The sequence below is a fragment of the Alteriqipengyuania lutimaris genome (assembly GCF_003363135.1).
Lineage (GTDB): Bacteria > Pseudomonadota > Alphaproteobacteria > Sphingomonadales > Sphingomonadaceae > Alteriqipengyuania > Alteriqipengyuania lutimaris.
In genome coordinates this window covers 1982579-1995495 of sequence record NZ_QRBB01000001.1, presented here as the reverse complement: position 1 = coordinate 1995495, position 12917 = coordinate 1982579, and the positions used below count along the sequence as shown (strand labels likewise).

The 12917-nt window shown below is 64.6% G+C and carries 10 protein-coding genes and 1 tRNA gene; 3 read left to right on the top strand and 8 right to left on the bottom strand.

Going from position 1 to position 12917, the window contains the following annotated elements; genetic code table 11:
- Positions 1 to 61: 61 nt before the first annotated feature.
- A complete protein-coding gene (gene ahcY / locus DL238_RS09570; protein WP_115492048.1) occupies positions 62 to 1459 on the bottom strand; it encodes an adenosylhomocysteinase in 1398 nt (465 codons plus the stop codon).
- A gap of 337 nt (positions 1460 to 1796) precedes the next feature.
- On the opposite strand from ahcY, the gene DL238_RS09565 reads away from it, so the two are divergent.
- Positions 1797 to 2276: a peroxiredoxin gene (locus DL238_RS09565; RefSeq protein ID WP_115492047.1), complete on the top strand. Its 480-nt coding sequence runs from the start codon at positions 1797 to 1799 to the stop codon at positions 2274 to 2276.
- 84 nt (positions 2277 to 2360) lie between these two features.
- On the opposite strand, the gene DL238_RS09560 is transcribed toward DL238_RS09565, so the two are convergent.
- Positions 2361 to 4730 carry a TonB-dependent receptor gene (locus DL238_RS09560; protein ID WP_234031029.1) on the bottom strand — a complete coding sequence of 790 codons (2370 nt, stop codon included), beginning with the start codon at positions 4728 to 4730 and terminating at the stop codon, positions 2361 to 2363.
- 112 nt (positions 4731 to 4842) lie between these two features.
- On the opposite strand from DL238_RS09560, the gene DL238_RS09555 reads away from it, so the two are divergent.
- Positions 4843 to 5484, top strand: coding sequence for a TetR/AcrR family transcriptional regulator (locus DL238_RS09555; protein ID WP_115492045.1), 642 nt, complete (start codon positions 4843 to 4845; stop codon positions 5482 to 5484).
- A gap of 20 nt (positions 5485 to 5504) precedes the next feature.
- On the opposite strand, the gene folE is transcribed toward DL238_RS09555, so the two are convergent.
- The 4 genes from folE to DL238_RS09535 all read right to left on the bottom strand — a co-directional run bounded on the left by folE (position 5505) and on the right by DL238_RS09535 (position 8320).
- Positions 5505 to 6113 (bottom strand): GTP cyclohydrolase I FolE, encoded by a 609-nt coding sequence (gene folE / locus DL238_RS09550; protein WP_115492044.1) that lies wholly within the window; start codon positions 6111 to 6113, stop codon positions 5505 to 5507.
- The gene (locus DL238_RS09545; RefSeq protein ID WP_199801317.1) at positions 6110 to 7558 is read right to left on the bottom strand and encodes a phospholipase D-like domain-containing protein; all 1449 of its coding nucleotides are present in this window, start codon (positions 7556 to 7558) and stop codon (positions 6110 to 6112) included. Before DL238_RS09545 ends, folE begins: the two co-directional genes overlap by 4 nt.
- Before the next feature lie 107 nt (positions 7559 to 7665).
- Complete coding sequence (locus DL238_RS09540; RefSeq protein ID WP_115492042.1) at positions 7666 to 8157, bottom strand: hemerythrin domain-containing protein; 492 nt, start codon at positions 8155 to 8157, stop codon at positions 7666 to 7668.
- Between the two features lie 86 nt (positions 8158 to 8243).
- Positions 8244 to 8320, bottom strand: a tRNA-Arg gene (locus DL238_RS09535).
- Between the two features lie 57 nt (positions 8321 to 8377).
- Between DL238_RS09535 and DL238_RS09530 the strand changes: the two genes are divergently transcribed.
- Entirely contained in the window at positions 8378 to 9142 is a 765-nt protein-coding gene (locus tag DL238_RS09530; RefSeq protein ID WP_234031028.1) for a queuosine precursor transporter, read from the top strand.
- Between the two features lie 10 nt (positions 9143 to 9152).
- On the opposite strand, the gene DL238_RS09525 is transcribed toward DL238_RS09530, so the two are convergent.
- Both DL238_RS09525 and DL238_RS09520 read right to left on the bottom strand, forming a co-directional pair.
- Entirely contained in the window at positions 9153 to 10709 is a 1557-nt protein-coding gene (locus tag DL238_RS09525; protein WP_115492040.1) for a Ppx/GppA family phosphatase, read from the bottom strand.
- A complete protein-coding gene (locus DL238_RS09520) occupies positions 10709 to 12859 on the bottom strand; it encodes an RNA degradosome polyphosphate kinase (RefSeq protein ID WP_115492039.1) in 2151 nt (716 codons plus the stop codon). Before DL238_RS09520 ends, DL238_RS09525 begins: the two co-directional genes overlap by 1 nt.
- Positions 12860 to 12917 lie beyond the last annotated feature (58 nt).

The following is a 12917-nucleotide window of genomic DNA, read 5'->3' as shown; positions in this document are numbered from 1 at the left end:
TGGCAACCACGCCGGGCCCTCATTACGCGAGGATTTCCCCGCGATATCGCTGAACTAGCGCTTAGTAGCGGTAGTGTTCGGGCTTGTAGGGCCCTTCCTTCGGAATGCCGACGTAGTCCGCCTGCTCGTCGCTCATCTCGGTCAGCTGCACGTTGAGCTTCTGGAGGTGAAGCGCGGCGACCTCTTCATCGAGGTGCTTGGGCAGAACGTGCACGGCGTTGTCGTACTGATCGGCCTTCGTATAGAGCTCGATCTGGGCCAGCACCTGGTTGGTGAAGCTGGCGCTCATCACGAAGCTGGGGTGGCCGGTCGCGTTGCCGAGGTTGAGCAGGCGGCCCTTCGAGAGAAGGATCATCCGCTTGCCGTCGGGGAATTCGACCATGTCGACCTGCGGCTTGATCTCGGTCCACTTCATGTTGGCCAGGCCTTCGACCTGGATCTCGTTGTCGAAGTGGCCGATGTTGCCGACGATCGCCATGTCCTTCATGGCCCGCATGTGGTCGACGGTGATGACGTCCTTGTTGCCGGTGGTGGTGACGAAGATGTCGGCGCGCTTGGTCGCCTCTTCCATCGTCACGACTTCGAAGCCGTCCATCGCGGCCTGCAGGGCGCAGATCGGGTCGATTTCGGTGACCATGACGCGCGCGCCGGCACCGGCCAGCGAGGCTGCCGAGCCCTTGCCGACATCGCCGTAGCCCGCGACGCAGGCGACCTTGCCGGCCATCATCACGTCGGTGCCGCGGCGAATGCCGTCGACCAGCGATTCCTTGCACCCGTACTTGTTGTCGAACTTCGACTTGGTGACGGAGTCGTTCACGTTGATCGCGGGGAACGGCAGCTTGCCGGCCTTCGACAGCTGGTAGAGGCGGTTGACGCCCGTGGTGGTCTCTTCGGACACGCCGCGGATGGTCTCGACCGTCTTGGTCAGGTAGCCGGGCTTGCGTTCGATGAAGGCCTTGAGGGCGCGCTGCATTTCGCGCTCTTCCTCGTTCTTCGGCGACGGCATTTCTTCGCCCGCCTCGATGCGCGCGCCCCACAGGGCGAACATCGTGGCGTCGCCGCCATCGTCGAGGATCATGTTGCAGGGCTCGTCACCCCAGTCGAAGATCTTGGCGACGTAGTCCCAGTAGTCGGCGAGCGTTTCGCCCTTGATCGCGAAGACCGGAATGCCCTTGTCGGCGATGTAGGCCGCGGCGTGATCCTGCGTCGAGTAGATGTTGCAGGTCGTCCAGCGCACATCCGCGCCCAACTCGACCAGCGTCTCGATCAGCACGCCGGTCTGGATCGTCATGTGCAGCGAACCGGCGATCTTCGCGCCCTTGAGCGGCTTGCTCTCGCCATACTGCTCGCGCAGCGCCATCAGGCCCGGCATTTCGGTTTCGGCGATCTCGATTTCCTTGCGGCCGTAATCCGCGAGGTCGATGTCCGCGACGATGTAGTCCTGTTCCTTGGTAGCCATGCTTGCTCCTTTGGATTTTGTGGGCATACGCCTGGCAGGCGCAGGGAACCCGGGGGGTGATGTCTCTTCATAGGCGGCCGGGCCGCCTGCGTGTGTGGTGATGCCAATATAAAGACTTCTTTATATCTGCAAGCGCCCTGACGCCCGATAGCGCCACAGGTGGTGCCGCAAATCCGCTGGACAGACGCAAAAGCCGGGCGATGCGGGAAAGAAAGCGCAGGCGATCCGTATGAGTCTTGAGCGCGTCCGGCGCGACGAGCCTCCTCGCAGAGGATTGCCGAGACCGCGAGAGACCGCCAAAGGAATGCCACCCACACAGCAGAACGGGACAAAGCAGATGAAGATTTCAGAAGGCGACACGCTTCCGCAGGTAAAGATTTCCAAGGTTGGAGAGAGCGGCCCCGAACAGCTCGACACGCGCGAATTTTTCGCCGGACGCAAGGTTGCGCTGTTTGCAGTGCCGGGCGCCTTCACTCCGACCTGCTCCGCGAAGCATCTCCCGGGCTTTTCGGAGAAGGCGAAGGAACTGAAGGACAAGGGCGTGGACGAGATCGCGTGTATCTCGGTCAACGACCCCTTCGTGATGGCCGCCTGGCAGAAGGCCGACGGCAGCGGCGACGTGACCATGCTTGCAGACGGCAACGGCGATTTTGCCGAAGCGGTCGGCCTGACGATGGATGGGTCGAACTTCGGCATGGGCCGCCGCAGCCAGCGCTATTCGATGCTGGTCGAGGATGGCCAGGTCCGCAAGCTCAATGTCGAGAAGCCGGGCGATTTCTCGGTCTCGAGCGCGGAGCACATGCTCACGCAGCTCTAGGTCTTACCAAGGATACGAAAAAGGGCGGCGCGCTTCGATGAAGCGGCCGCCCTTTTCGCATCCGACGAAGAGGCCCGCTGTCGCCTAGAAGCTCAGCCCCACGGTCACGAAGACCTGGCGCGGATTGCCGTAATAGGCGGTCAGGATGCCTTCGGTCCCCAGCGTCGAGGTGTAGGGGCTGTTGGTCGCAGGGTTGGGGATGAACGCACCCGTGTCCGGATCCTGCGCGAGGAAGTTGTAGCCCGACACGATGTAACGCTTGTCGAACAGGTTGCGCCCATGCAGCCCGACCGTGATGCGGTCGCCGGGAGCGTGGTAGACGATGTTCGCGTCGAACAGCGTGAAGCCCGGCTGATCGAGCAGCGCGTTCTGCAGTTCGAACTGCTGCGTGCTGCTGCGATAGGCAGCCGTCGCACTCGCATCGACAGAGCCTTCGCCCACCGGCAACGACAGGCTCAGCGTGCCGCTGGCCGTGAACTCGGGGGTGTTCTGGAACGCGCGCCGATCGGCCACGTCGATTCCGCGCGAATCGATGAACTGCTTGTACTCGGCATCGAGATAGCCAGCCGAGCCTGCAAGGCCGACGCGGCTGCCGGGGCCCGCGAAATCGTGCGCCAGCGTGGCATTGCCTTCGAACTCGATCCCCTGGATGCGCGCCTCGCCCGCATTGGTGGTGATGCCGATGAAGGTCTGCTGGCCATTCACCGTCGCGCCGACCGAACCGGGGATCTGCACGTCGGTATAGTCGGAACGGAACGCCGCCAGCGCGACATTGAGGCGCCGGTCGAACAGCGATGCCTTGTAACCGATCTCGTAGGCGTCGACCGTTTCCGGATCGAAGGTGAAGAAGTTGAAGATGTCTTCCTGGTCGCCGCCGGCCCCGCCGACGCCGTTGCCGTTGAGGTCGGGTGCCGCCGTGCCCACGCCGCGCGGGTCGAACCCGCCACCCTTGAAGCCCTTGGAATAGCTGGCGTAGAGCAGATTGTCCTCATTCGGTTCGAAGCTGATCGAGGCACGCGGGGTGAAGCGTTCGAAATCGCGCGTGCCCTGGAAGTCGGTCTGCTGCAGGAACAGCGTGCCCGTGCCGCCGAAGAACGGCGATCCGCCACCCAGGTACACCGCGCGGTTGATCGTCGAATCGCGCTCGTCCCAGGTATAGCGCCCGCCGACCGAGAGGCTGAGCTGGTCGGTGAAGTCATAGGTCGCATCGGCGAAGACCGCGTAGGTTTCGGTGCCGACATCGCCGAAGGTGAGGGCCGTCACTCCGCCCGGCAGCCGGACGTCGAAAACCGTGCGGGCGCTGGCATCGAGGTAATAGACCCCGAGCAGCGCGTTGAAGCCGTCGAAGTCGATCAGCGCTTGGAGTTCCTGGCTGAACTGTTCATTGTTGTAGAACGCGGGCACGTCGACATCGACGGCGGGAAGCGCGTCGAAATCGATCGGCGTTGCGCTGTCGTCCTTGCGGTAGCCGGTGATCGACCGCAGCGTCACCGCGTCGCCTGCCGCGACCTCGACGAACAGGGAGCCGCCATAGGCTTCGACATCCTGCTGCGGATCGACGAGCGCACCGCGCGAATCGTAGACATCGTCGAGCGGCGGCGTGCCGCTCACCAGCCCCGGGATCAGGCGATGGCCGCCGCGCGTGTTGCTGTTGTCGTCGGTATAGTCGCCCGACAGGCGCACGAACACGGGCCCGCGATCATATTCGATCGTGCCCCGGATCGCGCGGATATCCTTGTTGTAGTTGTCCTGCCCGGTGGTCAGGTTCTCGCCGAAGCCAGAGCGGGTCAGGACCGCGCCGCCGCCGCCGATCGCAAAGCCGCTATCGCCCAGCGGCATCGCGAAACTCGCGGTCAGATCAGCCTGGTCGTAGGTGCCGTAGGTCGCGCGCAGCTTCAATCGCGGCTCGTCGCCCAGCCTGCGCGTCACGTACTTGATCGCGCCGCCGATCGTGTTGCGGCCGTAGAGTGTGCCCTGCGGCCCTCGCAGAACCTCGATCCGCTCCACATCGTAGATTTCGAGCACCGCGCCCTGCGGGCGGTTGAGGTAGATGTCGTCGAGATAGATGCCCACGCCCGCTTCGAACCCGGCGACAGGATCCTGCTGACCGACCCCGCGGATGAAGGCGGTGAGCGTGGAATTGGTGCCGCGCGACGCCTCGAGCGTGACGCTCGGCGTGGTCTGGGCAATGTCGATGATGTCGATCGCGCCCGATTGTTCGAGCTGCTCGCCCGAAAAGGCAGTGATCGCGATCGGAACGTCGGTGAGCCGCTCCTCGCGCCGGCGCGCCGTCACGGTGATCACGGCGCCGTCACCATCGCTCGATTCGGCGACCGGCGGGCTGTCGTCCGCCTGGTCCTGAGCGGCTGCCGGTGCTGCGAGACACGCGGCCAGCGCGGCTCCGGTCAACAACCCCGCACGCACGCCGAACATGTCTCTCTTGGAGCTACGCATCACAGATCCCTTCCCAAAGGTTTTGTTTATGCGAGCCATCATATTGAAACCTGAACCATGTTTCAAGTTCTCGCTTGTCGCCTGCCCGCTCTTTCCATAGGCTGAGGTCGACATGGCGCAGATCGAACCCCAAACCAGCCCTGCCCCGCCCGCCACCGAGCGGGGGCGGCGCACGCGCAGAAAGCTGCTCGATGCAGCGACCAGCGAATTCGGAGAGCGTGGTTTCCACGAAGCATCGATCGCCTCGATCACCCGGCGCGCCGGCGTGGCGCTCGGCAGCTTCTACACCTATTTCGAGAGCAAGGAGGCGATCTTCCGCGACCTGGTGCGCGACCTCAGCGACGGGGTGCGCCGCGCGGCGTCAGAACGCCTGGCAGAGCGCGACCTCGACGCCCTCGAGACGGAGCGTGCCGCGCTGTCCGCCTTCATGGCCTTCGCGCGCGAACACAAGGAAATCTACCGGATCATCGACGAAGCCGAGTTCGTCGACCCGCAAAGCTATCGCACGCATTATGAAAAGACGGCCGAACGCATCCTCGGCCGCCTGCGCGAGGGTGCGTCCGAGAACCAGCTACGCGACGATATCGAAGAGGCCCATGCGTGGGCGATCATGGGAATGAACGTGTTTCTCGGCCTGCGCTATGCCGTATGGAACGAGAACGACGACGCTGCCGATGGTTCGACGCGCGCGGCCGACCGGGCCGTGCAGATCGCCAATTCGATCCTCGCCGAAGGCATCGGCCCCAAGGGCTAGCGCGCGGCTTCGGCGCGCGCTCAGTGCCCCATCAGGCTCAGCACTTCCTCGCGGCTGCGCGGATCGTCGCGAAACACGCCCATCATCCGGCTCGTCACCATGGTGACGCCCGGCGTCCGCACGCCGCGCGCGGTCATGCAGGCATGGGTCGCCTCGATCACCACGGCGACGCCTTCGGGCTTGAGGTTGTCCCAGATGCAGCGCGCCACCTCGGCCGTCAGCCGTTCCTGCACCTGCAGCCGACGTGCATAGCCGTGAAGCACCCGCGCCAGTTTCGAAATGCCGACGACGAAATCGGTCGGCAGATAGGCGATGTGCGCCACCCCGATGATCGGCGCCATGTGATGTTCGCAATGCGACTGGAAGGGAATGTCTTTGAGCAGAACGATATCGTCGTAGCCGCCCACTTCCTCGAACACGCGGCTGAGGTGGACCGAGGGGTCCTCGCCATAACCCTGGCAATATTCCTTCCACGCCCGCGCCACGCGCTTGGGCGTGTCAAGCAGCCCCTCGCGCGCGGGATCGTCGCCGGTCCACTCGATCAGGGTGCGGATCGCATCCTGCACGTGCTCGGGGACGGCTGGCTTACCATTCTCACGGTCCTCGTCGGGACCGACCAGACTACTCATCGCAACAATTTCCTTTTGGCCTTATCCCGCAGGCGCCTGAGCCGACCGCCTTTGCCGAAAAGTCCGCCGCGCGCAAATGGCCTTAAGATACCCGAGGGCTCTTCGGGATCGAGCATTGCCGATTGCGCGAGCCATTCCTCGAATTCGCTCTTGGTCGGCGGCACGTAGGGCCGCAGGGTCAGGCGGCCGGTAGAACCGAGCGCGGAGATTGCGCGCTGCATCGTGCCGTGGGCTTCCAGCGCGACCTCCATTTGCGGCTCGTCGACCCCGCAATGCTCCGCCAGCAGCGAGACACGGATGGCGCGGATGCGATCTTCCAGCCCCCGCCCCGAATTGTGCCGCCGCGTCGCGTCGAGCACCGTATCGCATTCGCTGTCGAGTCCCAGCGATCGGTTGTTGAGATTGGAGGACCCGATCCGCAGGATCTCGTCGTCGACGATCATCAGCTTGGCGTGGACGTAGATCGGCGTTTCACCCGTATAGGGCACGTAGATTTCGAAAAATTCGCCCCGGTCCGCCGCTTCGACCGCTTCGGCGACAAGATCGCGCGCGTGGTCCATCGCCTGCTGTTCCAGCCAGCCATCGGCATGCCGCGGATGGACAATGACGATTTCGGGCGGTTTCGGCTCGCTCAGCCTCGCGGCGATCGCCTCGGCGATCTTGCGCGAGGTGAAATACTGGTTCTCGATATAGATGAAGCGCCGGGCCCGCGCGATATGCTCGATGAAGAGGTTTTCGACCTCCTTCACCTCGGTGACTTCGCCATGCGCCACCCGGTTTCGCGCCAGCCCGATCTCGACATCCTCGAACGTGGCGGCAAGCCCGTCGGGCCACGGGCTCTTCGCGGGCGGCTCGGGTCGGTCGAGCGGATCGCCGCCCGCCACCTGCCAGCGCGTATCGCACAGGTCGAACAGCGCGCCGGCGATCGGTCCTTCCATCATCACGGTGATGTCATGCCAAGGGCCGTGGGTGCTGCCCGGCCAGTTCACCCGGCGCGGGTCGTCTTCCAGGTGGCCGCGCGTGTCCCACCGGTCGTAGGTCAGGTCGATGCCGCCGCACACCGCCAGCTGCCGGTCGAAAACCGCGATCTTCTGGTGGTGGCTGCATCCGGTGGGATGGCGGCTGTCGAACCGGAAACTGATCCCGTCGACCATCCACATCCGCGCAATGTCGTAGGCCATGCGCCCGCGCTTGAGGAACTGGACCCACGACAGGCCCCATTTCAGGATGCGAATATCGAGCGTGTCGCTGCGCTTGACCAGCCAGGTGAGGTACTCGCCCAGCTTGGCCGGGCGATCGGCACCGCCGTTCTCCCATTCCTCGCCCCGTCGCAGCGATATGCGCGTGTCGAAATCCCAGCCGATCAGCACGATCTGGGTGGAGGCATTGTACATCGCGTCATGGACGTGGGCGAAGTAATCCTCCCCATCGATGACGACCGCCATCCGATCCGCAATCGCGTAGCGCCAGACGCCCGGCTCGACCGACGCGTCTTCCCCTTCACCGGCCGTGACGGCCCGTTTGAGTTCGGTTCTACCCCCTCGGCTTGTCACTATTCCTTTGCGTCTTCCTGCTTCTCGGGCGTCACCTCGGCGGCGGCCTTTTCTTCGTTCTTCCGGCGTTCGAACACCTCGGCCATATGCTCGACGTCAGCCTTGTCGAGATATTCCTTGAAGTCGGGGAAGTGGTCTTCCTCTTCCTCGTCGATGTGATGGCGATAATCGTGGTCGAAGGTCTTGAACTTCTGCAGCCACGCGCCCTCGCTCATGTCCGTCGCCGCGAGATCGTTGAGCATCTCGTCGATCTCGTGATGCTCGGCGACCGAATGGCGCGTCTCGTCGGTGGTCGGCGGCTTGCGCAGCATGGTCGAATAGAGCGCCTGCTCTTCGGCCGCCGCGTGGCTCTTCAGCTCCTTCGTCAGCTCGGTGAACAGCCGCTCGCGCTCGGGGCTGTCGCCATGTGTGTCGAGGAGCCGGTCGAGCAGCGCGCGATGGCGGTCGTGATCCTGCTTGAGACGGTCGAAAATGGCTTGGGCATTGCTCACGGCATGTCTCCATTGATGGTCTTGCACCTTCAACCGGATGCATGTCGTGGGGTTCCGCGATTGATGGTTATCGCGCCCGACGATGTTGGCGCGCCCTGCAGGATTCGAACCTGCGGCCTCAGGATTAGAAGTCCCGTGCTCTATCCAGCTGAGCTAAGGGCGCGCGCGGCACCCGCATAGCCACCTTTGCGCGCGATCAAAACCGGGTTATGCGCACGCCATGGGGGACAGCACGCGCAGGGACGAAACGAGGCCGGTGGCGAGGCCCGAAGCGGACGGTGCCGGCCCGCCCCGCTTCAAGCATTACGACCGCGTGATGGCGGCTTTCGTCACGATTTTGCTGCTGTCCAATCTGATCGGCGCGGCCAAGCCGAGTTACGTCACCCTGCCCGGTGGCACCGAATGGAGCTTCGGCGCGGGCGTGCTCTTCTTCCCGGTCAGCTACATCATCGGCGACGTGCTCACCGAAGTCTATGGCTACGCCCGCGCACGGCGCGTCATCTGGACCGGGTTTGCCGCGCTTCTCTTCATGGCCTTCATGGCCTGGGCCGTCGTTTCGCTGCCCGCCGCCGACGGGTGGGACGGGCAGGAGGACTACGAAAAGGTCTTCGGCAATACCTGGCGCATCGTCGCCGCCTCGATGATCGCCTTCTGGGCGGGCGAATTCGCCAACAGCTTCGTGCTCGCCAAGATGAAGGTCTGGACCGGGGGCAAGGCGCTGTGGACCCGCACGATCGGCTCCACGATTGTGGGCCAGGGCCTCGACAGCCTGATCTTCTACCCGCTCGCCTTCTACGGCCTCGCCGGATGGCCGCCCGAACTGCTGTGGCAGGTCGTGATCTCGCAATGGCTCATCAAGACCGTGTGGGAGGCTGCCCTCACCCCTTTCACCTACCTCGCCGTGGGCTGGCTCAAGCGCGAGGAAGGCGTCGAGATTTTCGACACCGACACCGATTTCTCGCCCTTTGCGGGCGACAGACGCTGAGCTGCCGGCGCTAGCCCTTCATCGGCTGGTCGAGCGAGAGCGCGGCCTCGCCCATTTCGGGCAGCTTCTTCTCGCCCTTCACTTTCATCTTCGGCTCCAGCCCCAGATGGTCGGCCAGCAGCGCGAGATCGCGCTGGGCGGACGGGCCGTAGAGTGCGGCATGGCTCTTCGCGAGCGTGAGGACCAGCGCGCCGTCCTCGCGCGTCAGGCGCGTCGCCTCGAGCGAGCGGGCAGAGCCCGCGCCCAGCCGCCGCGCCAGCCGCAGGCTCAGCCCCCAGCTAATCGCCTCTGCCAGCGCGGCCTCGGAGGCGAGCGTGGTAAGCGATTCAGGCAGGTCGAGCTCGTTCGAATTGGCCTGGATGGCGGCTGCGAGCATTGCGCGCCCCTCCGGCGAAATCGCGATCCAGCGCTTGTGCAGCGCCCAGTCCACGCCCTGGTCGACGCGCAGGTTCGGCTCGGTCTGCATCGCCGCCATGCCGAGCAGGATCGCCGCGAAGCGCAGCCGTTCGGCACCCGGGCGCCGCGAGCTGACCGTATCGACCGTCCAGCCGGCCACACGCGTCGCCTGCAGCGGCGATACCCCGCGGCTCTCGGCAAAATCCATGGTCCCCGCCAGCAGCGGGTCCTGCGCAAGCCGGTGCCTGTCTATCCGCCGCATCATCAGCCCTTCGCGCAGGCCCCATGCGGAGATGACGATGCGCTCGGGGTCGTAATGCTTGAGCAACACGTGCAGCAGATGGCTTGCCAGTGGCAGGCTGTCGGCGCGCGAGGACGATACGCGCGGGATGGCTTTGATCGTCTCGACATCGGTCTTGGCGAGCGTCTTGGCCAGCGCTGCCGCTTCGTCGCGCGTCATCGTGAAGCCGTGCGGATCGGTCAGCGGGTAATCGATCTGCGCCCGCGCGAAGCCCGCCATCGCGCGCCAGGTCCCGCCGACGAGGTAGAGATCGCCACCCTCCACCATGGCGGGCGCATTCTTGCCCACCATCTTCTTCAGCTTGTCGCGCAGCTTGTCCGTGTCGCCGCCGCCGAGGCTGGGCAGCCGCAAAGTGCCGGCAGGCAAGCTGCACCCGTCGCCCACCGTGCCGCCATCGACCGGCACGAGTTCCAGGCTGCCGCCACCAATATCGGCGACGATGCCGCTCGCCCTCGGGAACGCACCCAGCACGCCTTCCGCGCTGACCGTGGCTTCGTCCAGGCCGCTGAGGAGCCGGGGTTCGAGGCCGAGTGAGCGGACACGCGCGAGAAAGTTCTCCCCGTTCTCGGCATCGCGAACCGCGGCTGTCGCCACGGTATCCACTCTTTCGACGTCGAGATCGGCAAGGATCAGCGCGAAACGCTCCAGCCCGACCATCGCCAGATCGACCGCCTCGTCCGCCAGCAATCCGTTCTTGTCGAGGTCGCGGCCGAGCCGCGCGGTCACCTTTTCGTTGAACAGCACGGCGGGCGCGCGCGGCGGTCCGCCATAGATGACGAGGCGAACCGTGTTCGATCCGATGTCGATGATCGCGCCATGCGGATAGGAACCCGCGATCCGGCCGCGATCGTGCTTGTTCTTCCGGCCCATCAGGCAGCTCCCCGTCGCAATGCGAGTTTGGGTACGTCCCCCGCCTCCAGCGATCCGCCCCGCCCCGAAAGCGACGGGTTGGTCATGAAATAGCGGTGGCAGTTGAACGGCTTCTGCCCCGGCTCCGCGCGCTCGTAAGTTCCGTCGGGCTGAAGGATCCAGCTGCGTTCGGTGTCGAGAAGATTGGCGAGCAGGACCTGCTGCAGGATCTGGTCGTGCACGGTGCGGTTCGCGATCGGCACCAGCTGCTCCACCCGCCGGTCCAGATTGCGCTCCATCATGTCCGCGCTCGAGATATAGACGCGGGTCTGTTTGCCCGGGATCGGCGCACCGTTGGCAAAGGCGTAGATGCGGCTGTGTTCGAGGAAGCGCCCGATGATCGACTTGACCCGGATATTCTCCGACAGGCCCTCGATCCCCGGGCGCAGGTTGCAGATTCCGCGCACCACCAGCTGGATCTCGACCCCCGCCTCGCTCGCCGCATAGAGCCGCTCTATCATGCCGGCGTCGGTAAGCTGGTTGAGCTTGGCCCAGATGCCCGAAGGCTTGCCCTGCCGCGCGTTCTCCGCCTCCTCGTCGATCCGCGCATAGAGCGTTTCGCGCAGATCGATGGGGCTGATCGAGAGCATCTCGGTCTCGTGCGGCTCGACATAGCCGGTCACGAAATTGAACAGCTTGGCCGCATCGCGGCCGAAGCGGGGATCGGCGGTGAAATAGCTCAGATCGGTGTAAACCTTGGCGGTGACCGGATGATAATTGCCGGTCCCGAAATGGCAGTAGGTGCGAAAGCCGTCGTCCTCGCGCCGCACGACCATCGCCACCTTGGCGTGCGTCTTCCAGTCGACGAAGCCGTAGATCACCTGGACGCCCGCCCGCTCCAGCTTGTTCGCCCAGTAGAGGTTCTGCTCCTCGTCGAAGCGCGCCTTCAGCTCGACCACGGCGGTCACCGACTTGCCGTTCTCCGCAGCCTCCACCAGCGCCTCGATCACTTCGGACTGCGTGCCCGCGCGATAGAGCGCCTGCTTGATCGCGACGACATTCGGATCGCCCGCCGCCTGGCGGATGAAATCGACCACCACGTCGAAGCTTTCATAGGGGTGGTGGATGACGATGTCCTTCTCGCGGATCGCGGCGAAGCAATCGCCATCATGTTCGCGAATCCGCTCGGGATAGCGCGGCGAGTAGGCATCGAACTTGAGATCGGGCCGGTCTTCCTTCGCGATGCAGGAGAGGCCTGCCATGCCCAGCATGCCGTCGATCTTGACGAAGGAGGCGCCCGGCGTCGCCAGCCGGTCGCGCAGCAGCGCCTCGGCGGTCGGATCGAAGTCCTCTTCCAGTTCGAGCTGGATGACCTGCCCCCGGCGGCGCCGCTGGATCGCACTGCGGAAGGTGCGCACGAGGTCTTCGGCCTCTTCCTCGATCTCGATGTCGCTGTCGCGCAGCACGCGGAAGACGCCGCTGCCGACCATCTCGAAACCTGGAAACAGATGCTCGGCGAAACGGGTGATGAGGTTCTCGATCCCGATATAGATCGCCTCGTCGCCCGGCACGCGCAGGAAGCGCGGAAGGGCCGAGGGGATGAGCACCATTTCGACCAGCTCTTCGTCCGCGTTGGTCTTGATATCCTTGCGCCGTACGGTGAACAGGATGCCGAGACCTTCGTTCGAGATGAAGGGAAACGGATGCGCGGGATCGAGCGCCTGCGGCGTAATCACCGGCATGATCTCGTCGAGGAAATGCTGCCGCAGCCATTCATGCGCCGCACGGTCGATGCGCCGGTCGTCCGCCATGTGGATCCCGGCCTCGGCCAGCATTTCGCGCAGATCGCGGAAAATTCCCTGCTGGCGTTCGTTCAGGTGGGCAAGACGCGTGCGAACTTCGGACAGCTGCTGCGCGGGCGTGAGGCCATCGACCGACGGTTTCTCGATCCCCCGCTGAACCTGCCCGACGAGTCCGGCGACGCGGATCATCATGAATTCGTCGAGATTGCTGCCCGAGATGGAGAGGAACCGCAGCCGCTCGAGCAACGGATAATCGGCATTGCATGCCTCGGCCAGCACGCGATCGTTGAATGCCAGCCAGCTGAGCTCGCGGTTGAAGAAGCGCATGCTCGAATCGCGGCTCGCATTGGCGCTCAGCGGGGACTGCATCGTATCGGAGATCTCGCTTGCTAGGCTTTTGCCTGTCCTACGCGTGAGGACGGGTGGG